This is a genomic window from Mesorhizobium sp. ES1-1, assembly GCF_020164785.1.
In the GTDB taxonomy this organism is placed as follows: Bacteria; Pseudomonadota; Alphaproteobacteria; order Rhizobiales; family Rhizobiaceae; genus Mesorhizobium.
The window spans coordinates 421,043-442,360 of record NZ_JAIUGX010000003.1 but is presented as its reverse complement, the minus strand read 5'-3'; the positions used below and the strand labels follow the sequence as shown (position 1 = coordinate 442,360).

Annotated in this window: 23 protein-coding genes and 1 other RNA gene; 6 read left to right on the top strand and 18 right to left on the bottom strand. The window is 62.6% G+C overall.

Annotation, left to right across the window (positions count from 1 at the left end; all coding sequences use genetic code 11):
- The first annotated feature begins 138 nt into the window (after nucleotides 1-138).
- Nucleotides 139-1,251, top strand: a complete 1,113-nt coding sequence (locus tag LB513_RS07420; protein ID WP_224662809.1) for a helix-turn-helix domain-containing protein — start codon at nucleotides 139-141, stop codon at nucleotides 1,249-1,251.
- Between the two features lie 16 nt (nucleotides 1,252-1,267).
- On the opposite strand, the gene LB513_RS07415 is transcribed toward LB513_RS07420, so the two are convergent.
- The gene (locus tag LB513_RS07415; protein WP_224662808.1) at nucleotides 1,268-1,897 is read right to left on the bottom strand and encodes a TetR/AcrR family transcriptional regulator; all 630 of its coding nucleotides are present in this window, start codon (nucleotides 1,895-1,897) and stop codon (nucleotides 1,268-1,270) included.
- 133 nt (nucleotides 1,898-2,030) lie between these two features.
- Between LB513_RS07415 and LB513_RS07410 the strand changes: the two genes are divergently transcribed.
- A complete protein-coding gene (locus tag LB513_RS07410; RefSeq protein ID WP_224662807.1) occupies nucleotides 2,031-2,510 on the top strand; it encodes a DUF1772 domain-containing protein in 480 nt (159 codons plus the stop codon).
- Between the two features lie 27 nt (nucleotides 2,511-2,537).
- Here LB513_RS07410 and LB513_RS07405 read toward each other — a convergent pair whose 3' ends face one another.
- The 7 genes from LB513_RS07405 to LB513_RS07375 form a co-directional block, all read right to left on the bottom strand.
- A complete protein-coding gene (locus LB513_RS07405; RefSeq protein ID WP_411962686.1) occupies nucleotides 2,538-2,834 on the bottom strand; it encodes a SelT/SelW/SelH family protein in 297 nt (98 codons plus the stop codon).
- An 11-nt stretch (nucleotides 2,835-2,845) separates the two neighbouring features.
- Nucleotides 2,846-3,595, bottom strand: a complete 750-nt coding sequence (locus LB513_RS07400) for a YebC/PmpR family DNA-binding transcriptional regulator (RefSeq protein ID WP_224662805.1) — start codon at nucleotides 3,593-3,595, stop codon at nucleotides 2,846-2,848.
- A gap of 234 nt (nucleotides 3,596-3,829) precedes the next feature.
- Nucleotides 3,830-4,597 carry a TerC family protein gene (locus tag LB513_RS07395; protein ID WP_224662804.1) on the bottom strand — a complete coding sequence of 256 codons (768 nt, stop codon included), beginning with the start codon at nucleotides 4,595-4,597 and terminating at the stop codon, nucleotides 3,830-3,832.
- Between the two features lie 68 nt (nucleotides 4,598-4,665).
- Nucleotides 4,666-5,490 carry a YmdB family metallophosphoesterase gene (locus LB513_RS07390; protein WP_224662803.1) on the bottom strand — a complete coding sequence of 275 codons (825 nt, stop codon included), beginning with the start codon at nucleotides 5,488-5,490 and terminating at the stop codon, nucleotides 4,666-4,668.
- A gap of 58 nt (nucleotides 5,491-5,548) precedes the next feature.
- Nucleotides 5,549-6,136: a 5-formyltetrahydrofolate cyclo-ligase gene (locus LB513_RS07385; RefSeq protein WP_224662802.1), complete on the bottom strand. Its 588-nt coding sequence runs from the start codon at nucleotides 6,134-6,136 to the stop codon at nucleotides 5,549-5,551.
- A gap of 91 nt (nucleotides 6,137-6,227) precedes the next feature.
- Nucleotides 6,228-6,382, bottom strand: a non-coding RNA gene (ssrS, locus tag LB513_RS07380) — 6S RNA.
- 25 nt (nucleotides 6,383-6,407) lie between these two features.
- Nucleotides 6,408-6,833: a DUF4345 domain-containing protein gene (locus tag LB513_RS07375; protein WP_224662801.1), complete on the bottom strand. Its 426-nt coding sequence runs from the start codon at nucleotides 6,831-6,833 to the stop codon at nucleotides 6,408-6,410.
- Nucleotides 6,834-6,977: 144 nt separating this feature from the next.
- Between LB513_RS07375 and LB513_RS07370 the strand changes: the two genes are divergently transcribed.
- The 4 genes from LB513_RS07370 (at nucleotide 6,978) to msrB (ending at nucleotide 10,245) form a co-directional block, all read left to right on the top strand.
- A complete protein-coding gene (locus LB513_RS07370; protein WP_224662800.1) occupies nucleotides 6,978-7,817 on the top strand; it encodes an AAA family ATPase in 840 nt (279 codons plus the stop codon).
- Nucleotides 7,818-7,856: 39 nt separating this feature from the next.
- On the top strand, nucleotides 7,857-8,303 hold the full coding sequence (locus LB513_RS07365) for a GNAT family N-acetyltransferase (RefSeq protein ID WP_224662799.1): 447 nt from the start codon (nucleotides 7,857-7,859) through the stop codon (nucleotides 8,301-8,303).
- Between the two features lie 7 nt (nucleotides 8,304-8,310).
- Nucleotides 8,311-9,501 (top strand): vWA domain-containing protein, encoded by a 1,191-nt coding sequence (locus tag LB513_RS07360; RefSeq protein WP_224662798.1) that lies wholly within the window; start codon nucleotides 8,311-8,313, stop codon nucleotides 9,499-9,501.
- Between the two features lie 339 nt (nucleotides 9,502-9,840).
- On the top strand, nucleotides 9,841-10,245 hold the full coding sequence (gene msrB, locus LB513_RS07355; protein WP_224662797.1) for a peptide-methionine (R)-S-oxide reductase MsrB: 405 nt from the start codon (nucleotides 9,841-9,843) through the stop codon (nucleotides 10,243-10,245).
- 62 nt (nucleotides 10,246-10,307) lie between these two features.
- Here the strand turns inward: msrB and LB513_RS07350 are convergent, their stop codons facing one another.
- The 10 genes from LB513_RS07350 to LB513_RS07305 all read right to left on the bottom strand — a co-directional run bounded on the left by LB513_RS07350 (nucleotide 10,308) and on the right by LB513_RS07305 (nucleotide 21,262).
- Nucleotides 10,308-10,619 carry a hypothetical protein gene (locus LB513_RS07350; RefSeq protein WP_224662796.1) on the bottom strand — a complete coding sequence of 104 codons (312 nt, stop codon included), beginning with the start codon at nucleotides 10,617-10,619 and terminating at the stop codon, nucleotides 10,308-10,310.
- Between the two features lie 6 nt (nucleotides 10,620-10,625).
- Nucleotides 10,626-11,066, bottom strand: coding sequence for a hypothetical protein (locus LB513_RS07345; RefSeq protein ID WP_224662795.1), 441 nt, complete (start codon nucleotides 11,064-11,066; stop codon nucleotides 10,626-10,628).
- A gap of 35 nt (nucleotides 11,067-11,101) precedes the next feature.
- The gene (locus LB513_RS07340; RefSeq protein WP_140702457.1) at nucleotides 11,102-11,362 is read right to left on the bottom strand and encodes a DUF2312 domain-containing protein; all 261 of its coding nucleotides are present in this window, start codon (nucleotides 11,360-11,362) and stop codon (nucleotides 11,102-11,104) included.
- A gap of 208 nt (nucleotides 11,363-11,570) precedes the next feature.
- Nucleotides 11,571-15,029, bottom strand: a complete 3,459-nt coding sequence (gene pyc, locus LB513_RS07335; RefSeq protein ID WP_224662794.1) for a pyruvate carboxylase — start codon at nucleotides 15,027-15,029, stop codon at nucleotides 11,571-11,573.
- 280 nt (nucleotides 15,030-15,309) lie between these two features.
- Nucleotides 15,310-16,428, bottom strand: coding sequence for a branched-chain amino acid ABC transporter substrate-binding protein (locus LB513_RS07330; protein WP_224662793.1), 1,119 nt, complete (start codon nucleotides 16,426-16,428; stop codon nucleotides 15,310-15,312).
- A 138-nt stretch (nucleotides 16,429-16,566) separates the two neighbouring features.
- Nucleotides 16,567-16,914 carry a DUF6867 family protein gene (locus LB513_RS07325; protein ID WP_224662792.1) on the bottom strand — a complete coding sequence of 116 codons (348 nt, stop codon included), beginning with the start codon at nucleotides 16,912-16,914 and terminating at the stop codon, nucleotides 16,567-16,569.
- 17 nt (nucleotides 16,915-16,931) lie between these two features.
- Nucleotides 16,932-17,660, bottom strand: a complete 729-nt coding sequence (locus tag LB513_RS07320) for an ABC transporter ATP-binding protein (RefSeq protein WP_127260487.1) — start codon at nucleotides 17,658-17,660, stop codon at nucleotides 16,932-16,934.
- On the bottom strand, nucleotides 17,660-18,742 hold the full coding sequence (locus LB513_RS07315; RefSeq protein ID WP_224662791.1) for an ABC transporter ATP-binding protein: 1,083 nt from the start codon (nucleotides 18,740-18,742) through the stop codon (nucleotides 17,660-17,662). The genes LB513_RS07320 and LB513_RS07315 overlap by 1 nt, the downstream gene beginning before the upstream one ends.
- Nucleotides 18,743-18,759: 17 nt before the next feature.
- Complete coding sequence (livM, locus tag LB513_RS07310) at nucleotides 18,760-20,355, bottom strand: high-affinity branched-chain amino acid ABC transporter permease LivM (protein ID WP_224662790.1); 1,596 nt, start codon at nucleotides 20,353-20,355, stop codon at nucleotides 18,760-18,762.
- A gap of 4 nt (nucleotides 20,356-20,359) precedes the next feature.
- Nucleotides 20,360-21,262: a branched-chain amino acid ABC transporter permease gene (locus tag LB513_RS07305; RefSeq protein WP_224662789.1), complete on the bottom strand. Its 903-nt coding sequence runs from the start codon at nucleotides 21,260-21,262 to the stop codon at nucleotides 20,360-20,362.
- Nucleotides 21,263-21,318 lie beyond the last annotated feature (56 nt).

The window sequence follows — 21,318 nt, the reverse complement described above, 5'->3', positions numbered from 1 at the left end:
GGCGGTCGGTTGGACCGTGGCGCTGTCGGAATGACCCACGACGTCGAGTTAGGCGACCTCGATCGCGATCCGGGACGCACGTGAACGCAATCCAGCTCATTGTCGGCCGCTGCCAGCCTTGGAACCACGCTTGCCATCATGATCTTCATTCCCTTGCCGTTCGTCGTTGCTCTGCTGCTTGTCATCCTGCTTGTGCAGATGATCCGCCGAAACGAAGCGGATCTGCGCGAGAACATCGCCTTCATTCTGCTGATGGCGGCCTATGCCTTGCAGTCGGTGCTGATTGGCATCCGCTGGGGCTATGATGTCAGAGCAATGATGCCGGCCCAGTCGGCGCTGGCGACGCTGATCGCGCCGCTGGCCTGGATCGCCTTCGGCAACCTGACGACGGAACCGTCGGAGCACCGCCTGTCACGGCTGTGGCCGCATCTGCTGCCGGCCTTCCTGGTTGCCTTGCTGCTGGCCTTCTGGCGCGAGCCGGTCGGACCGGTGATCATCCTCGTGTACTTGTCGTATGGGTTCGCGCTTCTCTGGCTCGCATTGTCTGGCCCGGACGTCCTTGTCGAATCGCGCCTCGACGGCGTCTTGCGATCCTACCGGTCGCTGTGGGTGACGGCGCTGGCGATCCTCGCGTCGCCGCTCACCGACATCATCATCAGTTTTGACATGCAATGGACCGGCGGAGTTCATTCCGGCGCGGTGATTGCCGGCGGCAACGTGCTGGCGCTGCTGCTGCTGGGGGGTGCCGCCGCGGTTGCCAGCGAAGCCACCCCCGCCGATGAAGACAACGAGCCTCGGCCGCAAACCTCGACACGCACTACAACCGAAGACTCGGCGATCGCGGCTGCGGTCGACGCGCTGATGCAGTCGAAGCAACTCTATAAGGATGTCGATCTCAACCTTGGGAGGCTCGCCAGGCGGCTCGGCCTGCCGGCACGTCAGGTGTCGTCGGCAATCAATCGCATCCACGCGTCGAGCGTGTCGCAATATGTCAACAACCACAGGATCGACGAGGCGCGACGCCTCCTGGCTGCGACGGACGAACCGATCACCCGCATCATGTTCGACGCCGGCTTTCTCAGCAAGTCGAACTTCAATCGCGAATTCCTGCGCATCACCGGTCTGAGCCCGAAGGCCTGGCGGCTTGGGCATCAGTTGCCAGCAGGTGCGAGGTCGGTCGCGTCGCTGTCGGGCCAATCCATGCCGGCGACATCGTTGTCGGCCAAGTCCTCGCCCGTGGGAGGAAAATGAACTCGCGCAGTGACACTCACTCTCCGGTCAGTTCCCGCAACGCCATGCGCTTGTAGGCCGCCACGAGCCTGTCGCCCTCATGCCGCTCGACCGAGATCGCCAGCCGCATGGCCGCTTCACCCATCTGCCAGATGAGAAAGGCCGTGGTCTCCAGGGCGACGGCGTCCGCACCGGGGCGCAACCGCCTAAGCACTGCTGTAAGGAACCCGGCATTGGCCCGGCTATCGGCGAGTTCGAGTTGCCGCAGCGCCTTGTCCGCCTGCGTGCCGGACCAGATGTCGCGCATGACCGGCTCGGCCAGGAAAAGGCGATAGTAGATGTCGACCAGTTCGGAAAAGGCTGATCGCAAGCCTTCGGCATCACTCACGCCGGCCAGCGTGGCCGAGATACAGGCCTGGCTTTCAGCGGTGTAACGTTCGGCCAGCGCCCGGATGATCGCCCGCTTGTCGGGAAAGAACTGGTAAAGCGAGCCGATCGAGACGCCCGCCCGTTCCGCCACTTCCCCCATCCGCATCGCGTCGCTGCCTTCCTCGGCGATCAGCGCCGAGGCGGCGGCCAGCATGCGCTCGACCCGCTCGCGGCTGCGCTGCTGGCTCGGCGTCCGGCGCGGCGAGGCGATGGGCTCATTGGACGGCGCGCCTTCCATGGTCGTCTCCAACAAAAGCGTCCGGTTAAACCGGCAACGAAGTGACTTGACGGAAAAAATACGAGGGTTTATCACGTTTAGCAAATGTGAGAACTACTCACGTTTAAACGAACCCTGACCCGGAGCAATCGACGTGATCGCGAAATTTCTTCCCAGCCTGACCTTCGTCGCGGCGCTCGGTGCCGGTGTGGTCGGCGGCGTGTTCTTCGCATTCTCCAATTTCGTCATGCCCGCACTCGCCCGTCTGCCGGCGGCGGGCGGCATTGCGGCGATGAATTCAATCAACATCACAGTCATCACACCGACCTTCATGACCGCGCTCTTTGGCACCGGCCTGATCTGCCTCGTGTTGATCGCCGGCGCCATCCTCGGCTGGGGTCAGCCGGGCTCGTTCTGGCTTCTCGCTGGCGCCCTGATCTATCTCGTCGGCAACCCTATCGTCACAATGGTCTTCAACGTACCGCTCAACGATGCCCTGGCCGCCGTCGATCCGGCCAGCAGCGACGGTGCCGCCGCATGGGCCGGCTATCTCAGCAGTTGGGTCATGTGGAACCACGTCCGAGCCGTCACTGCCATCGTGGCGCTGGGTTGCTTCATGATGGCGCGGCAGTGAAAGTGAACGGATCGCGGGGCTCCGGGTTCACGCCGGGTCTTTTGACACGTGCCCCTTGCGATCGGAGTGACCGAGGTCGCGCTCCGGATCGATGACATCACGAACCAGCTGCTTTAGCTTCGCCGCTTCGGGAAAGCCGCCGTCGCGCTTGCGGTCCCAGACCAGCACATCATTGCAGGAAATGGTGAAGATGCCACCAGTCCCCGGCACCAGTGTCACCTCGCCCAGCTCCGTGCCGAAGGTGGAGAGCAGCTCCTGCGCCATCCAGCCCGCCCGCAGCAGCCATTGGCACTGCGTGCAATAGGTTATGCGGATGATTGGCACGGATTGTCCGCTCACGCCGCGCTGAGCTTGGCCATGGTCTCGTCGTCGACTTCGAAGTTGGCGTAGACGCTCTGCACGTCATCGTCGTCCTCGAGCGTCGCGACCAGCTTCATCAGCGATTGGGCCCGTTCCTCGTCGACCGGAACATTGTTCTGCGGCCTCCAGATCGGCTTCACCGATTCCGCTTCGCCGAGCGACGCTTCCAGCGCCTTCGACACTTCGCCCATGCTCTCGAAGCCGCAATAGATGGTGTGGCCTTCTTCGTCACTCTCCACGTCGTCGGCGCCGGCTTCGATCGCAGCGTCCATCACCTTGTCGGCGCTGCCGGCGGAAGCCGGGTAGTAGATCTCGCCGGCGCGGTCCCACATGAACGACACCGAACCGGTTTCGCCAAGCGCGCCGCCGGCCTTGGTGAAGGCGGCCCGCACATTCGACGCCGAGCGGTTGCGGTTGTCGGTCAGGGCCTCGACAATGAGGGCGACGCCACCCGGGCCGTAGCCCTCATAGCGGACCGCTTCGTAATTCTCGGCATCGCCCATCGACGCCTTGTTGACGGCGCGCTGGATGTTGTCCTTCGGCATCGACACCGCCTTGGCGTTCTGGATCGCCAGCCGCAGGCGCGGGTTCATCGATGGATCGGGCGTGCCGCTCTTGGCGGCGACGGTGATTTCGCGCGCCAGCTTGGAAAACATTTTCGACCGCACCGCGTCCTGACGGCCCTTGCGGTGCATGATGTTCTTGAACTGTGAATGGCCAGCCATGGCACCCCTGTCGTGTTCGGCTAGAGCATGCTGCCACGAGGTATTCACCTCGTCCTGCAACATGCTCGAATTCAAAATGTCAGAGCGTCCAGGTGCAACCTTTGGAAGCACGGCGTTCTCTTTAGGAATGGCCGGCTTATAGATAAATCGGCTCAATTCGTCCAGCCGCAGCTATTGCATCTCGACCAGACATCGCGTGCGACGCCGTTGCGGCTCACGACGACGCAGATGAGATCAATGCTTCTCGCCGGACTTCGCTTTCCTGCGCCCGCGTGCCAGCATATTGAGGCCCTCGACCAGCGCCGAGAAACCCATCGCCGCGTAGATGTAGCCCTTGGGAACATGGTAGCCCATGCCGTCGGCGATCAGCGTCATGCCGATCATCAGCAGGAAGCCCAATGCCAGCATGACGATGCTGGGATTCCGGGCGATGAAGTCGGCCAGCGGCCCGGCGGCCAGCATCATCACGGTCACCGCGACGATGACGGCGATGTACATGATAGCGATCTCGTCCGTCATGCCGACGGCGGTGATGATCGAATCGATCGAGAACACCAGGTCGAGCAGCAGGATCTGGAAGATCGCTCCGGCCAGCGAGATCTGCAATGTCTCGCCCATCATGCTGTCCTGATGATCATCGGGATCGACGGTGTGGTGGATTTCCTTGGTTGCCTTCCAGACCAGGAAGAGGCCGCCGGCGATCAGGATCAGGTCGCGCCAGGAGAACCCATGGTTGAACGCGGTGAACACCGGCGCCGTCAGCTGAACGATGATCGAGATGGTAGCGAGCAGGATGAGCCGCATGATCAGCGCCGCCGATATGCCAAGCCGGCGGGCACGGGCCCGCTGCGCTTCCGGCAGCTTGTTGGTGAGGATCGAAATGAAGATCAGATTGTCGATGCCGAGCACGATCTCCAGCACCACCAGCGTCAACAAGGCGACCCAGGCGGTTGGATCGGACACGAATTGGAAATGCGGTGCCAGGAATTCAACGAGCTGCATGGAGGTCGTCCCCTACGATCTAGAGCAGTGTCGCCGGCAATTAGGTACGACCGAGCACTATATCAATGTCATGACCAGAAAGACGGAGCAGTTTCCTCAAGCCGCGGACCGCGGCGAAACGGCGCGATCTTCTCCGTCAGGCCGGTCCGATCGGAAATGGTGACGCCCACACCGCATAGGGTCGCTGGGCCGGTTGCCGCTTCGAAACGGCCCTTGGGCACTTTGGACAGGAACCGGTTGAGGGGCTCCTCCTTGTCCATGCCGAGAGAGGAATCATAGTCGCCGCACATGCCGGCATCCGACAGATAGCCGGTACCACCATTGAGGATCTGGTGATCGCCGGTCGGCTGGTGGGTGTGGGTACCAACGACAAGGCTGGCGCGGCCATCGACGAAATGCGCAAAGCACATCTTTTCCGACGTCGCCTCGGCATGGAAGTCAATGACCACCGCATCCGCCTGCTCGCCCAGCGGACAGGCGGCAAGTTCGCGCTCGCCCGCCTGGAACGGATCGTCGAGTTCGGGATGCATGAACACCCGCCCCATGATGTTGGCGACGAGCACCCGCGCGCCGCCCCTCGATATGTAGACGCCCGAGCCGCGCCCTGGCGTGCCTTTGGGAAAATTGGCCGGCCGCAGGAACCGCTCTTCGCGCGGCGCGAAGGCCAGGGCGTCGCGCTGATCCCAGACGTGGTTGCCCGTGGTGACGACATCGGCGCCGGCCTCGATCGTTTCGCGAAAGATCTCTTCGGTGATGCCGAAACCGCCGGCGGCGTTCTCGCCATTGACGATGACGAAGTCGAGTTTGAAATCGGAAATCAGACCCGGCAGTTGTTCCCAGACCGCCGTGCGTCCCGTCTTGCCGACCATGTCGCCGAGAAAGAGAAGTCTCATAGGATCCCGCAAAAAGCCGAAGCATGACTTTGGCAAGACCATGCGTCCAAAAATCTATCTACAATTGCGGCCGGAAGCGGCGCAACCCGCTCTCGGTGAGTATTTCGGTAAGAATGACGTCATGGTCCTCATTCGGCACCAGCGCCACCTCCTGACAGTCGAAGGCAATCCCGACCAAACGCGGGGGGCTTCCCTTCTCGATCAGCCTGGCGATGGCACGGTCATAGTAGCCGGCGCCGTAGCCGATCCGATGCCCGCGCGCATCGAAAGCGGCCAGCGGCACCAGCATGACCGACGGATCGAGCACTTCGGCCTCCTGATGCGGACCGACCGTGCCGAACCCCATCTCCACCAAGGGCGCACCGCGGACCAGTTCGCGAAAGACGATGGTGGTCCTGTCGAGGATGGCCGGCAGACAAAGCCTCGCCCCCTTCTCGCGCAAGGCATACATCAGCGGCCGGACATCGACCTCCGAGCGCATCGGCCAGAACCCGGAGACGATCTGGCCCGGCTCGATGGCGAGATGATCGCGCGCCGTCTTCGCCATTTCGAGGGCGATCTCCACCCGCCATAGCGCATCGAGCGCATCGCGGCGCTTCAGCGCCTCGAGACGAAGCTGTTTTTTCAGGTCTTTCGAGGATGTCATGCGGGGACGATAGAATGGCGGGATTTGGACGCAGCTACTGTAAGCGACGTTTTCTACCGCATACCGATGCAACGCGCGCACCAGTATCGAGTGACGATCCACACAACCGGTGGAGAGAGCGATCCCGGGACCTACAAAGTAGGTGGGCGCCGTATGAGAAAACCCACGGGTCTTCCCAGGGACAGCTCCCTAAGGATCGTTAAGGCCCCGGGGAAAATGTTCTCCTGCCGGGAAGCACAGACCGTCCCGCCCAATATAGGCCGCCGATTCGTCAAGCGCCAGCGGCACGGCCATTGTCGGCGGCATTATTCGCAATCCGTCCTTGCCACCAGACCAGCAGCGGCACCGCGAGCAGTTCGACGCAGAGTCCGGCCAGATGACCGGTCGACGGCGGTCCGGCCGTGATGAGTGAGACAAGCCGCGCCAGTCCTCCTGCAAACGTGCAGGCCGCAAGCAATCTGAAGCGCTCCGTTTTGGCCTCGATACCGGGAATACAACTGTACCAGCCAATGCCGATAGCGAGGAAGAATCCGGAGAGGAACCGGAAATGGCTGTCGAGATCGGCCGGCCAGGGCGCCCTGACATGCAGGAAACTTGGCCCGGCCAGCACGCCTGCGAGGCCGACCAGCACCGGCGTCGCCGCCAGCATTCCGACCACTATCTGCAGCGCCATCTTGGTGGAAGTCTGTCCCGCCATGCCCAACCCTTTCGGCCGCAAGGTGGCCGTGTCTCAGCAACGGATTTCCCAGTTGCGGGTTTCAAGCTCATTCGCCGCAGTCGGCCTGCCCTTGCACAGGCGGGGCGGCGTCCTTACGGTCCGATGAACAGACGGGGAGCAGGAATGCGTTTCGAAGGCACGGCGGCCTATGTCGCCGACAAGGATCTTATGGTGGCGGTCAACGCCGCGATCGCGCTCGAACGGCCGTTGCTGGTCAAAGGCGAGCCCGGAACCGGCAAGACCGAACTTGCCCGCCAGGTGGCAGCCGCGCTCGGCCTCGACCTGATAGAATGGCACGTCAAGTCGACGACGCGTGCGCAGCAGGGCCTTTACGAATATGACGCGGTGTCGCGGCTGCATGACAGCCAGCTCGGCGATGCCAGGTTCAACGACATCAAGAACTACATCAAACGCGGCAAGCTCTGGGAGGCGTTCGCTGCCGGCAGGAAAGTCGTGCTGCTGATCGACGAGATCGACAAGGCCGACATCGAGTTCCCCAATGACCTGCTGCAGGAACTCGACCGGATGGAGTTCTTCGTCTACGAGACCGGCGAAACCATCCGCGCCGCTGTCCGTCCCATCGTCATCATCACCTCCAACAACGAGAAGGAACTGCCGGACGCTTTCCTGCGCCGCTGTTTCTTCCACTACATCCGCTTTCCCGAAATCGACACGCTGCACAGGATCGTTGACGTCCATTATCCCGGCATCAAGCAGAATTTGGTGCGGGCGGCGCTCACCCAGTTCTACGAGATCCGCGACGTGCCGGGGCTGAAGAAGAAGCCGTCGACCTCCGAAGCGCTCGACTGGATCCGGCTGCTGGTCAGCGACGACATCGCGCCGGAGGACTTGCGCGCCGCCCCCAAGAACGCACTGCCCAGGCTGCACGGCGCACTCTTGAAGAACGAGCAGGACGTGCATCTCTTCGAACGGCTGGCCTTCATGGCCAGAAGGCAGCAATAGGCAGGCAGCTTTTGCCAAGAACCTTTCGGAGGAAATGACATGTCTGAGATTGTTGTCCGCCCGCTCGCGCAGTCCGACCACGACGACTGGAAGCGCCTGTGGACCGACTACCTCACCTTCTACGAGACCAAGCTGCCGGAAGAGGTCTACGCCATCACCTGGAGGCGGCTGTTCACGGCAGGCGAATTCGAACCGAAGGGTTTTATCGCCACGCTGGACGGCAAGGCGGTCGGCCTCACCCACTATCTTTACCATCGCTCCGGCTGGTCGGAAAAAAACAACTGCTACCTGCAAGACCTGTTCGCCGACCCCGATGTGCGTGGCAAGGGCATCGGCGCCGCACTGATCGAGGCAGTGAAACAGGAAGCCGCAAAGATCGGCGTCAAGAACGTCTACTGGATGACGCACGAAACCAACAGCACGGCGCGCAAGCTCTACGACCGTGTCGCGCGGAAGACGGGCTTTATCGAGTACGATTTGCTGTAGCGAGGCCATGTTCCTTCCCTTCTTCCTCGAACTCAAGGCTGCGCGCGTCCCCGTCTCGCTTCGGGAATATCTGTCGCTGCTGGAAGGGTTGGAAGCCGGGTTGGTCGACTACGACGTCGAGGGCTTTTATTACCTGGCCCGCGCCGCACTGGTGAAGGACGAGCGCTATATCGACCGTTTCGATCAGGTGTTCGCCCATGTCTTCAAGGGCATTGAGGCGCTAGGCGGCCTGGATGCAGTGGATGTCCACACCCTGCCGGAAGAGTGGCTGCGCCGGTTGGCCGAGAAACATTTGAGCGACGAGGAGAAAAAGCTTGTCGAGGCCCTCGGCGGCTTCGACAAGCTCATGGAGACCTTGAAGCAGCGCCTCGAGGAGCAGAAGGGCCGCCACCAGGGCGGCTCGAAATGGATCGGCACTGGCGGCACCTCGCCCTTCGGCGCCTATGGCTACAATCCCGAAGGCGTACGCATCGGCCAGCATGAGAGCCGCAACCGCCGTGCCGTAAAGGTCTGGGACAAGCGCGAATTCAGGAACTTCGACGATGCGGTCGAGCTCGGCACGCGCAACATCAAGATCGCCCTGAAACGTCTGCGCCGCTGGGTGCGCGAAGGTGCGGAAGAAGAGTTCGACCTGCCCGGCACGATCCACGCCACGGCCGAGCACGGCTACCTCGATGTGCGCGCGCGGCCGCAACGGCGCAACGCCGTCAAGCTGCTGATGTTCTTCGATGTCGGCGGCTCGATGGACGACCATATCAAGAGCGTCGAGGAGCTATTCTCGGCCGCCCGCGCCGAATTCCGCCAGCTCGAATATTTCTATTTCCACAATTGCCTCTACGAAGGCGTGTGGAAGGATAACCGCCGGCGCCATGCCGAGACCATCCCGACCTTCGATCTCATCCACAAATACGGCCCCGACTACAAGGTGATCGTCGTCGGCGACGCCGCGATGAGCCCCTACGAGATCGCGCAGCCCGGCGGCTCGGTCGAACATTGGAATAAGGAGGCCGGCAGCGTCTGGCTCGGCCGCCTGTTGCAGCAATGGCCAAACGCGATTTGGCTCAATCCGGAGAGCCAGAAGAATTGGGGTTACACCCATTCTATCGCGATGATCCGCGACATCTTCGGCGGCCGCATGTTCCCGCTGACACTGGCCGGCCTCGAAGGTGCGACGAAGCAGCTTTCGCGGAAGCATTGACCGCTTCCACGTCCGCAATCGCCAAAGTCGGCGCTGCCCCTCACTGTCCTGCCGGACATCTCTCCCCGTAAACGGGGCGAGAGGGCTGACCGCTATGTCGACGCCTTTCTTGCAAAATCGACAATTGGCGAAATCGCCGACGACAGCGTCCCCTCTCCCCGTCACTATACGGGGAGAGGATGCCGGCAGGCAGGTGAGGGGCGGCGCAGACGCCTGAGAGAAGCTGAGCTTCCGGAACAGACTTCGAATGCCAGGCACTGGGCAGGTCCGTAACAAATGCCTATCTTGATGCGAATACCCTTTGCACCAACAACAAGCCGCAAAGGCCGAGGAGATCAAATGGACACCCACACCTATTCCGTGACCCGCACCGACGCCGAATGGCGCGCCATGCTGACGCCGGAGCAATACGCCGTCATGCGCGGTCACGGCACCGAGCGGCCGGGAAGCTGCGCCCTGCTCTATGAAAAGCGCGCCGGCACCTTTTCCTGCGTCGGCTGCGACCAGCCGCTGTTCGAATCCAAGCTGAAATTCGAGAGCGGCACCGGCTGGCCGAGCTTCAACGATCCGGTTCCGGGCTCGGTCGAGAACACCATCGACCGCAGCTACGGCATGGTTCGCACCGAATGCCACTGCGCCCGTTGCGGCAGCCATCTCGGCCATGTCTTCGAGGACGGCCCGCCGCCGACCGGCCTGCGTTATTGCATCAACGGCGTAGCCCTGAAATTCGAGCCGGCCGCCTGAGCGAACCTCCATTACCTCTTTGCGAAGGGCGGCTCCGGCCGCCCTTTTTCGTGGCCGAGTTCTCAGACGACGACCGTGGCGATGAGCCAGACCGCCGAGCCGAGCATCATCAGCGACGCCTTGGCGCCGCCTGACTTCTCAGCGGTGCGCCAGACGGCGATGGTCAGGAACACGGCATAGGGGACCGGCGCGAAATGCACCGCGAGCACGAGGCCGAGCGGCATTTTCAGCCCCAGCAGGATGAGCGCCAGCACGGATGACACGACGCTGATTGCCGTGCCGACCAGAACCATGTCGCGCCAGAAAAGCTGATCAAGCGGCGCCTGTCCAAGCCATCGCGAGCGAAAGAAGGACCCGATCCCGGCTAGCGACATCGGCGCCTATCCCTGCCCCAGCACGTTGGCAACCGCCCGCTCGATGCGTGAGCATTCCGTGACCAGCCAATCGGCCATTGCCGGCCAATTGTCCTCGGCATAGCAGTTCACCCGCCACATCGAATTGATGCCCAGGCCCGGGCTGCTCTGCTCCGGCCCGAGCTTCAGCCTCGCTTCGATCGCCGGCCGGAACGGCTCCAGCCGTGACCAGCTTTGCGTGGCTCCGAATTTTTCGTTGCGGCCGAAGAAGACGCCGACATGGTTCTGCGCCGGCGCGACATACATGGAAAGGACCAAGGCGAAGTCGGGGAGTCCGCGCTGCCAGAACCAAGGCCCGCGCCTCGCCAGCCTCTCCCTCTCCTGGGGATGCCGTTCTTCGAACAGCGTCCAGAAGCCGCGATGGCGGAAGTCAGACCCGCGACGCGCGCCGAAGTCGAATTCGCTCATCGGCGACTCCGGAATTCATCAGCGGGTCACTCGCTCTACTCCATGCCGAGCGCGGCCATATACAGATCGAGGATGGCATCCTCCTCCTGGCGTTCGGCCTGGTCCTTCTTGCGCAGCCGGATGATCGTGCGGATTGCCTTGGTGTCGAAGCCGGTGCCCTTGGCTTCGGCGAAGACTTCCTTGATGTCGTCCGAGATGGTTTTCTTCTCTTCCTCAAGACGCTCGATGCGCTCGATCAAGGCACGCAACTGGCCGGCGGCAACAGTCTGGCTGGTCTCTGTGATATCGTCGGCCATGTTCTCTCCACGTCGTTGGAGCAATTCCACGAAAAGTGCTTTAGCGGTTTTCCGTCGGGAATTGCGTGAAAACTCGCCGCGACTCGTAAACCTGCCTAGGCGAATTGAGCCGGTTCGATGCCCGACCGGATGGCGCGGGTCAAGCCGTTATCGACACGCCGGCCGGGTCAGCCGACACAAGCCGACGGGCCCGGCTGTTTGCCTGATCCTAGCTGAACGCGATCAGCAGATCCTTGGCATCGATCTGGTCGCCGGCCTTGACCAGGACTTCGGCGACGGTGCCGTCCCGCTCGGCATGCAGTGCCGTTTCCATCTTCATCGCCTCGATGGAGAGCAGCACATCGCCGGCCTTCACCACCTGGCCGGCGCCGACCGAAAGACCCGAGACCACCCCCGGCATCGGCGCGCCGACATGCGCCTCATTGCCCGGCTCGGCCTTGCGCCGCGCTTTCGACGCGCCCGTATCATGGCTGCGGTCGGGCACCTTGATGCGGCGCGGCTGGCCGTTTAGCTCGAAGAACACGGTGACCATGCCCTTGTCGTCGACATCGCCGATGGCCAGGCAGCGCACCACCAGCGTCTTGCCCTTCTCGATGTCGACGAAAATCTCGTCTTCCGGCTCCATGCCGTAGAAATAGGTCGGCGTCGGCAGCACGCTGACCGGGCCGTAGGTTTCCTGCGCGCCAGCGAAGTCGGTGAACACCTTCGGATACATCAGCCACGAGGCGAATTCGAACTCCGACAGCTTGCGCTCGAGCTTCTCCTCGATCTCCTTGCGGCTGGCCTCGAGGTCTGCAGGCTTGAGCAGCGAGCCCGGCCGCGCTGTGATCGGCTTTTCGCCCTTCAGCGCCTTCTTCTGCAGCGCCGCCGGCCAGCCGCCTGGCGACTGGCCGAGATCGCCGCGCAGCATCGACACGACCGAGTCCGGGAAGGCGATGTCCTTGTCCGGGTTCTCGACGTCGGCGACCGTCAGGTCCTGGCTGACCATCATCAGCGCCATATCGCCGACGACCTTGGACGACGGCGTCACCTTGACGATGTCGCCGAACATCAGATTGACGTCGTGATAGGTCTGCGCCACTTCGTGCCAGCGCGTTTCCAGCCCCAGCGAACGCGCCTGCTCCTTGAGATTGGTGAACTGGCCGCCCGGCATCTCATGCAGGTAGACTTCCGACGCCGGCCCCTTGAGGTCGCTTTCGAACGCGGCGTACTGGTTGCGCACGGCCTCCCAGTAGAAGGAGATGCGACGGATCCATAGCGGGTCGAGGCCCGGATCGCGGTCGGTGCCCCTCAGCGCCTCGACGATGGAACCCAGGCAGGGCTGCGAGGTGTTGCCCGAGAAGGAATCCATGGCCGCATCGATGGCATCGACGCCACTGTCCACCGCCGCCAGCACCGTCGCCGCGGACAGGCCTGAAGTGTCGTGGGTGTGGAAATGGATCGGCAGGTCGGTCGCCTCGCGCAACGCCTTGAACAGGACGCGCGCCGCGGCCGGCTTCAACAGGCCGGCCATGTCCTTGACCGCGATGATATGCGCACCGGCGGCCTGCAGCTCGCCCGCCAAGCCGACATAGTAGTTGAGGTCGTATTTGGCCCGCGACGGATCGAGGATGTCTCCGGTGTAGCAGATCGCAGCCTCGCACAGCTTGCCCTCGGCGCCGACCGCGTCCATCGCGACGCGCATGTTCTCGACCCAGTTCAGGCAATCGAAGACGCGGAACAGGTCGATGCCGCCGCTCGCGGCCTGCTTGACGAAATGCTGCACGACATTGTCGGGATAGTTCGTATAGCCGACGCCATTGGCGCCGCGCAGCAGCATCTGCAGCAAGAGATTGGGGGCAGCTTCGCGCACGAGCGACAGCCGCTCCCACGGATCCTCGGTGAGGAAGCGCATGGCGACATCGAAGGTCGCGCCGCCCCAGCATTCGAGCGACAGGAGCTGCGGCAGGGCGCGGGCGTAGGTGCCGGCAATATTGGCAATGTCATGCGTGCGCATGCGTGTCGCCAGCAGCGACTGATGGCCGTCGCGCATCGTCGTGTCGGTGACCAGCACTTCCTTCTGTTCGCGCATCCAGGCGGCGAACTTCTCCGGCCCGAGCACGTCCAGCCTCTGCTTGCTGCCTGCCGGCACATTACCATTGAGGTAGGGCACCATCGGCGGCGCCGCGTCGGCCTTCGGCCGTGGCCGGCCCCGCGTCTCGGGATGGCCGTTGACCGAGACATCGGCAAGGTAGTTCAGCAACTTGGTCGCGCGGTCCTGCCGCTTGACCTGCTGGAACAGCTCCGGCGTCGTGTCGATGAACTTGGTCGTGTAGGAATTGTCGGCGAAACTAGGATGGTTGATGATCGCTTCGAGGAAGGTCAGATTGGTGGCGACGCCGCGGATGCGGAACTCCCGCAGCGCTCGGTTCATGCGGGCGATGGTCTCGGTCGGCGTCGGCGCCCAGGCCGTCACTTTCTCCAGCAGTGGATCGTAGAAGCGGGTGATGACGGCGCCGGAATAGGCGGTGCCGCCATCGAGGCGGATGCCGAAGCCGGTCGCGCCGCGATAGGCGGTGATGCGGCCATAGTCAGGGATGAAATTGTGCTCGGGGTCCTCGGTGGTGATGCGGCACTGCAGGGCATGGCCGTTCAGCATGATGTCCTTCTGCGCCGGCACGCCGGACTCCGGTGTGCCGATGGCAAAGCCGTCCAGAATGTGGATCTGAGCCTTGACGATGTCGATGCCGGTCACCTGCTCGGTGACGGTGTGCTCGACCTGGATGCGCGGATTGACCTCGATGAAGTAGAATTTCCCGCTGTCGGCGTCCTGAAGGAACTCAACCGTGCCGGCGCCGACATAGCTGGTCTCGCGCGCGATCTTCAGCGCATAGGAGCAAAGCTCCTCGCGCTGCGCCATTTCGAGATAGGGCGCCGGTGCCCGCTCGACGACCTTCTGGTTGCGGCGCTGGATGGAGCAGTCGCGCTCGAACAGATGCACGACATTGCCATGCGTATCGCCGAGCACCTGCACCTCGACATGGCGCGCACGCTCGATCAGTTTTTCGAGATAGACCTCGTCCTTGCCGAAGGCGGCCTTTGCCTCGCGCTTTCCTTCCGTGACCTCGCGCGCAAGGTCGGCTTCGGAACGGATGGAGCGCATGCCGCGGCCGCCGCCGCCCCAGGACGCCTTCAGCATCACCGGATAGCCGATGGTCTTGGCGAGTTCCTTCACCGCCTCCATGTCGTCGGGCAAAGGATCGGTGGCCGGGATGACCGGCACGCCGACCTCGATGGCGAGGTTGCGCGCCGCGACCTTATTGCCGAGCCGACGCATTGTGTCGGGCTTCGGGCCGATGAAGATGATGCCGGCCTCGGCGCAGGCATCGGCGAATTCCGGGCTTTCCGACAGCAGCCCATAGCCCGGGTGAATGGCATCGGCGCCCGAAAGCCTGGCGACGCGGATCACCTCGTCGATCGACAGATAGCTCTCGATCGGCCCCATGTCGTGGGTCAGATGCGGCCCGCGACCGACCTGGTAGCTCTCATCGGCCTTGAAGCGGTGGAGTGAATATTTGTCCTCCTCGGCCCAGATCGCCACCGTCTTGAGGCCGAGCTCGTTGGCTGCGCGAAACACCCGAATGGCGATTTCGGACCGGTTGGCGACGAGGATCTTCGTGATGGCCAAGGACGAACTCCAGACGTGTGGGGGAGGAACCGGCAGTCATGATTAGCGCGAAAATGCTGCAGCGCAAACAAAATCGCCGCTGACCAGGCCCGCATAAGGCGAATCTCAGCGGCAAGGCAACCCGCATCCGCGCCAACAGGCGACAAACACCCGCTCCGCGTCAGCCCATGATCGTTTTGCGGCTGAGATCGTCTCGCCGTCCCCGGATTGACTTAGACAAGCCTCGAAAAAAATGCCCGGCGCGAGCGCCGGGCATTTCTTGAAGATCAGGCCGAAATACTTACATCTTCTGGATGTAGGTATACTTGCCGTCGTCACCCTTCTTCCACTCGTACATGACATAGCCGGGCAGCGTCGGGTCGCCCTTCGCGTCATAGGACAGGTCGCCGAGCACGGTCTTGAACGGGCCGTTCTCATGCAGCGCCTTCGCAACGACCTGCGGATCGTTCGACTTGGCGGCTGTCGCTGCCGCCGCGATCGCCTGCATCGCCGCGTAGGAGTAGAGCGTGTAGGCTTCCGGCTCGAAGCCCTGGGCGCGGAACTTCTCGACCAGTTCCTTGTTGGCCGGGATCAGACGCGGATCCGGTCCGAACGTGTTGAGCGTACCGGCAACCGCGTCGCCCGCGATCGAAGCCAGTTCGTTCGACACGATGCCGTCGCCCGAGACCAGTGTTGCCTTCAGGCCCTGGTCCGCGGCCTGGCGGATGATCAAACCGGCCTCGGTGTGCAGGCCGCCCCAGTAGATGATGGAAACGCCGGCTTCCTTCATCTTGGCGATCAGCGCCGAGAAGTCCTTGTCGCCGACATTGACGCCTTCATACATGACTTCCGTCACGCCCTTGGCGTTCATCGCCTTCTTGGTCTCGTCGGCAAGGCCCTGGCCGTAGGTGGTCTTGTCATGGATGACCGCGATCTTGGCATCCTTGAAGTTGGTGGCGAGATAGCCGCCGGCGATGCCGCCCTGCTGGTCGTCGCGTCCGCAGGTGCGGAACACGTTCCACAGGCCACGCTCGGTATACTGCGGGTTGGTAGCGGCAGGGGTGACTTCGACGATGCCGTTTTCGGCATAGACTTCCGATGCCGGGATCGAGACGCCCGAGTTGAAGTGGCCGATCACGAACTTGACGCCGTCGCCGACGAACTTGTTGGCGACCGAGATGCCCTGCTTAGGATCCGACACGTCGTCGCCGACCTCGAGCTTGATCTGCTCGCCATTGATGCCGCCCGCCGCATTGATGTCGGCAACGGCCTGTTCGGCGCCCTTCTGCAACTGCGCGCCGAAGGCGGCATTCGGGCCGGTGATCGGGCCGGCGACGCCGACCATTAGGTCAGCCCACGCATTGCCGCTGAACGCGATCAGCGCGGTCAGGGCGACGGCGGACAAAAGTGACTTTTTCATTGAAACGCTCCCATTAACGGAGTGGGCGTGGATGAAGCTTTTCATGCGATGCCCACCCTTATCGCAGAAAGCATAGTTTGCCGATTTTCAGGCACTTGTCACGCCGATTCATCCTCGAAACGACGTTAATCATGAACGTCAACCTTTGGGTTTCCAGCTCAAGATTGAGGCTCGTTCGTAAAGCCAATTATACTGCGAGACCATCTGGTTGGTGCGCGTGTATTGATAGCCAATGAAACCGAGGATCATCAGCACGATGGTATCGACGACATAATAGTGCAGCGAGAACATTGTGCCGGCGAACAGCGCGTGGTGGATGAAGCGAATGGCGATGCCGAGGCCCAGCACATACGCAAACAGATGGAAGAAGCTGCGCCAGGTCTGCGCGCTGGCCCTGCCTGTCATCCATGCCGCCCAGCCGCCAAGCAGACAGGTGACGAAGAAGAACTGCCAGATCGACGGCTCCTCGTAGAGTATGCCTTGCATGGTGGAGTCTCCTGAACTCAGTGGTGTCCGCCTTCGAGATAGGCCGCGCGCACCTCCGGATTGGCGAGCAGTTCCTTGCCGGTGCCGCTCATCGTCACATTGCCGTTGACCATCACATAGCCACGCGTCGCCAGCTTGAGGGCGCCGAAGGCGTTCTGCTCGACCAGGAACACGGTCAACCCTTGCGTCCGGTTCAATTCGCGAATGGCGTCGAAGATCTGCTTGACGATCAGCGGCGCCAGGCCGAGCGACGGCTCGTCGAGCAGCAGCAGCTTCGGCCGCGCCATAAGCGCGCGGCCGATCGACAGCATCTGCTGCTCGCCGCCCGAGAGCGTGCCGCCGCGCTGCGCGATGCGCTCCTTCAGTCGCGGGAACAGCGTGAACACCTTCTCTACGTCCTCGTCATAGTGCTTGAGGTTGTCGAGGCTGGCGCCCATCTGGAGGTTTTCCATGACCGTCATGCGCGGGAAGATGCGCCGCCCCTCGGGCGACTGCGCGATGCGCATACGGGCAATCTCGTGGGTCGGCATCTGGGTGATGTCGGTGCCGGCGAAGGTGATCGTGCCGGCACGTGCCCTCGGCGCGCCGAAGATGGTCATCATCAGGGTCGACTTGCCGGCGCCGTTGGCGCCGATCAGCGCCACGATCTCGCCCTGGTTGACGGTGACATCGACGCCATTCAGCGCGCGGATATTGCCGTAATAGGTCTGGACGCCCTTGATATCGAGCAGCGTTGTCGCGGCCATTATTTGCTCCCTCCGCGCGGCTTCGCCGTCGGGGTTTTCGGCTTGGCAGTGGCCCGCTCGGAGGGCTTTCGCGGCGCGGTCGATGACTTCGCATCGACTTGCTCGGCCTTCGAGGCGCCTTTGGCGACCGTGATCCGTTCGCCGGTGCTGTGGCCGACAGTATCGCTCACCGGGCCTGCCATGAAGGACGAGGATGCCCCTGGCCCGTGAGCTGAGTCCGGCCCGATATCGAGCTGTTCGATCACATCCTCGTCGCCGACCTCGGTCAGCACGGTCTCGACCTCCTCGTCGTCGACGCCCAGATAGGCGGCGATGACACGCGGGTCGGTGCGAACCGATTGCGGGCTGCCGTCCGAAATCTTGCGCCCATATTCGAGCACGACGACATGGTCGGAGATCTGCATGACGACGGACATGTCATGCTCGATCAACAGGATCGAGGCGCCGGATGTCTCCTTGATGTCGATCAACAGAGTGTTCAGGGCCGCCGACTCCTTCGGGTTGAGGCCGGCCGCGGGTTCGTCTAGGCACAGCAGCTCCGGCCCGGTGCACATGGCACGGGCGATCTCGAGTCGCCGCTGTGCGCCATAGGGCAGGTCGCCGGCCGGATCGTCTGCGCGGTCTACAAGGTCGGCCTTTTCCAGCCAATGCTTGGCCAGCTCGACCGATTCCGCCGAGGCCTTGCGATAGCCACTGAAGCCGAACAGGCCGAGTATCGTGTAGCCCGACGCCTTCATGAGCTTGTTGTGCTGGGCAACCAGCAGGTTTTCCAGCAGGGTCATGCCCGAGAACAGGCGAATGTTCTGGAACGTGCGGGCCACCTTGGCCCGCGCCGGTATCTCATGGTTCGGCAGCCTTTCGAGCAGGAAGCGCGAGCCGTTGCTCCGGTTCAGCGTGATCATGCCTTCGGAAGGCTTGTAGAAACCGGTAATGCAGTTGAACACCGTGGTCTTGCCGGCGCCGTTGGGCCCGATCAGCGCGGTGATCTCGCCGCGTTTTGCGGTGAAGGACAGGTCGCCGATGGCGACCAGGCCGCCGAACTTCATCGACAAGTGCTCGACCTGAAGAATGGCATCGTTCATGGGCACACTCGCATTCATCAGCCGTGGCCCTCCTTGGTGAAGGAACTCGACACAGCCTTGCGCTCCTTCAGGAAGGCGGTTGGCTCTCGAGTGCCGACGAAGCCGCGCGGCTTCCACAGCATGACGATGACCATGGCCATGCCAAACAGAAGCATGCGATAGAGCTCCGGTGTGAAATCGGGGCCGAAGACCTGCTTGAGGAAATCGAGCTCGCGCAGCACTTCGGTGCCGCCGATCATCACCATGGCGGCAACCGCAATGCCGACCAGCGACCCCATGCCGCCGAGCACGACGATCGCCAGGATGATGGCCGATTCCAGGAAGATGAAGGATTCGGGGCTGACGAAGCCTTGCCGCGCGGCGAAGAACGAGCCGGCGAAGCCGCCGAACATCGCGCCGGTGGCAAAGGCGGTGAGCTTGGTCGTCGTGGTGTTGATGCCGAGCGAGCGGCAGGCGATCTCGTCTTCGCGCAACGCTTCCCAGGCGCGGCCGACCGGCATGCGCCGCAGCCTTATCGTGACGAAGGCGGTCAGCAGCGCCAGGGCCAGGATCAGGTAATAGAGGAAGATTTTGTAGTAGGCGCTCGACTGGGCAATGTGGAGCACCTTGGCGATATAGTTGGGATCCGAGACATTGAAGGTCATCAGCCCGAAGAAGGTGACTTTCGGAATGCCCGAAATGCCGGCCGAACCGTTCGTCACCTCACGCCAGTTGATGAGCACCAGCCGGATGATCTCGCCGAACGCCAAGGTCACGATCGCCAGGTAATCGCCGCGAAGCCGCAGCACCGGAAAGCCGAGCAGGACGCCCCAGAAGGCGGCCATGGCGCCTGCCGCCGGCAGCAAGATCCAGAAGGACAGGCCGTATTGCGTGCCCAACAGCGCATAGGCATAAGCGCCGACCGCATAGAAGGCAACGTATCCGAGGTCGAGCAGTCCGGCGAGGCCCACGACGATGTTGAGCCCCCAGGCCAGCATCACATAGATCAGTATCTGGATGCCGTAATTGTCGACCCATTTCAGCGAGCCCTGCAAGCCGCCGACGATCGACCAGGACATCAGCGACAGGACCGCCACGACCAGGATCGGGTAGAGGATCAGCGCCGCTATGCCGAGCTTGGTGAAGTTGGCATGGATGAAGCCGCGGAAATAGTAGATCACGCAGGCCAGCACATAGATGACCGACAAGGCGCGCAGGAACTGCAGATACCCGGCCGCCCCAGGCCCCACCCAACCTGCGAGCGAGTTGTTCAACGCAAACAGCAGCACGACCAGCACGACCGCAACGATGAAGGCCGGCAATTGGAAGAAACGCGACGCCGCGCTGGCCGGCAACAGGCCGGTGGCGACGTCGGCGATCTTCTGGTTGGCCAGGAACGGCTGGCCGTAGGCCACGTAGAGGAAGCGTCCGATGGCCGTCGCGACGACCACGGCGACGAGCAGCCCCCAGCGCGTCGTCAGCACCAGCTCATTGGAAATGTTCTGGCCGGTCTTGAGGCCGATGAACAGCACGAACAGGCCAAGCGATATGGCGCCGGCATAGAGGGCCTCGCGCAATGCGCGCTGCATGGGCGTGGCGACGACGTCGCGCTCCGGGTTTACGGTGACGGCCATTGTCTCAGACCTTTTCGACTTCTGGCCGGCCCAATATGCCGGATGGCAGGAAGATCAGCACGATTGCCAGGATCGAGAACGCGGCTACGTCCTTGTAATCGATCGAGAAATAGGCCGACCACATGCTTTCGATGAAGCCGATCAGCAGCCCGCCGAGCACGGCGCCGGGCAAGGAGCCGATGCCGCCGAGCACGGCTGCCGTAAACGCCTTCACGCCCGGCACGAAGCCATCCGAGAAGGCGATGACGCCGTAATACATGAGGAACAGCGTGCCGGCGACGGCGGCAAGCGCGGCGCCCATGATGAAGGTGATCGAGATCGTGCGGTCAACATCGATGCCGAGCAGCGCGGCCATCTTGCGGTCCTGCTCGCAGGCCCTTTGCGCGCGACCGAGCGAGGTTTTGTTGACCAGATACCAGAACAGCGCCAGCAGCAGCGCCGTGACCACCACGATGATGATCTGCTTCAGCGACACGCTGATCCCGTTGATGTTGTAGACTTGGCTGACCATTGGCGGGATCGGCTTGTTGCGTGGTCCCTGGGTCACCTGCACGAAATTGGAAAGCGCGATCGACATGCCGATGGCGGTGATCAGCGGCGCCAGCCGGAATGATCCGCGCAACGGGCGGTACGCCACCTTCTCGATCGTCCAGTTATAGAGGCTGGTGAGCAGCATCGCGACGATCATCATAACCAGAAGCGCGATCACGACCGGGACCGAATAGAATAGCGCCCCGAGTGCCAGGAAGACGATCAGCGCCGTGAAGGCCCCGACCATGAAAATGTCGCCATGGGCGAAGTTGATCATGCCGATGATGCCGTAGACCATCGTATAGCCGATCGCGATCAGCCCATAGATCGATCCCAGCGTCAGCCCGTTGATAAGCTGCTGGACAAAATACTGCATGTGTACACGGCTCCCCTGGAATGTCGCCCATGCAGACGCATTCCTTTTCGTATTTC

What these genes read in the sequence shown, in the direction of transcription:
- LB513_RS07420 (WP_224662809.1), top strand. Translation starts at nt 139, where the DNA reads ATGATCTTCATTCCCTTGCCGTTCGTCGTTGCTCTGCTGCTTGTCATC.
- LB513_RS07415 (WP_224662808.1), bottom strand. Translation starts at nt 1,897, where the DNA reads ATGGAAGGCGCGCCGTCCAATGAGCCCATCGCCTCGCCGCGCCGGACG.
- LB513_RS07400 (WP_224662805.1), bottom strand. Translation starts at nt 3,595, where the DNA reads ATGGCTGGCCATTCACAGTTCAAGAACATCATGCACCGCAAGGGCCGT.
- LB513_RS07395 (WP_224662804.1), bottom strand. Translation starts at nt 4,597, where the DNA reads ATGCAGCTCGTTGAATTCCTGGCACCGCATTTCCAATTCGTGTCCGAT.
- LB513_RS07390 (WP_224662803.1), bottom strand. Translation starts at nt 5,490, where the DNA reads ATGAGACTTCTCTTTCTCGGCGACATGGTCGGCAAGACGGGACGCACG.
- LB513_RS07385 (WP_224662802.1), bottom strand. Translation starts at nt 6,136, where the DNA reads ATGACATCCTCGAAAGACCTGAAAAAACAGCTTCGTCTCGAGGCGCTG.
- LB513_RS07375 (WP_224662801.1), bottom strand. Translation starts at nt 6,833, where the DNA reads ATGGCGGGACAGACTTCCACCAAGATGGCGCTGCAGATAGTGGTCGGA.
- LB513_RS07370 (WP_224662800.1), top strand. Translation starts at nt 6,978, where the DNA reads ATGCGTTTCGAAGGCACGGCGGCCTATGTCGCCGACAAGGATCTTATG.
- LB513_RS07365 (WP_224662799.1), top strand. Translation starts at nt 7,857, where the DNA reads ATGTCTGAGATTGTTGTCCGCCCGCTCGCGCAGTCCGACCACGACGAC.
- LB513_RS07360 (WP_224662798.1), top strand. Translation starts at nt 8,311, where the DNA reads ATGTTCCTTCCCTTCTTCCTCGAACTCAAGGCTGCGCGCGTCCCCGTC.
- msrB (WP_224662797.1), top strand. Translation starts at nt 9,841, where the DNA reads ATGGACACCCACACCTATTCCGTGACCCGCACCGACGCCGAATGGCGC.
- LB513_RS07350 (WP_224662796.1), bottom strand. Translation starts at nt 10,619, where the DNA reads ATGTCGCTAGCCGGGATCGGGTCCTTCTTTCGCTCGCGATGGCTTGGA.
- LB513_RS07345 (WP_224662795.1), bottom strand. Translation starts at nt 11,066, where the DNA reads ATGAGCGAATTCGACTTCGGCGCGCGTCGCGGGTCTGACTTCCGCCAT.
- LB513_RS07340 (WP_140702457.1), bottom strand. Translation starts at nt 11,362, where the DNA reads ATGGCCGACGATATCACAGAGACCAGCCAGACTGTTGCCGCCGGCCAG.
- LB513_RS07330 (WP_224662793.1), bottom strand. Translation starts at nt 16,428, where the DNA reads ATGAAAAAGTCACTTTTGTCCGCCGTCGCCCTGACCGCGCTGATCGCG.
- LB513_RS07325 (WP_224662792.1), bottom strand. Translation starts at nt 16,914, where the DNA reads ATGCAAGGCATACTCTACGAGGAGCCGTCGATCTGGCAGTTCTTCTTC.
- LB513_RS07320 (WP_127260487.1), bottom strand. Translation starts at nt 17,660, where the DNA reads ATGGCCGCGACAACGCTGCTCGATATCAAGGGCGTCCAGACCTATTAC.
- LB513_RS07315 (WP_224662791.1), bottom strand. Translation starts at nt 18,742, where the DNA reads ATGAACGATGCCATTCTTCAGGTCGAGCACTTGTCGATGAAGTTCGGC.
- livM (WP_224662790.1), bottom strand. Translation starts at nt 20,355, where the DNA reads ATGGCCGTCACCGTAAACCCGGAGCGCGACGTCGTCGCCACGCCCATG.
- LB513_RS07305 (WP_224662789.1), bottom strand. Translation starts at nt 21,262, where the DNA reads ATGCAGTATTTTGTCCAGCAGCTTATCAACGGGCTGACGCTGGGATCG.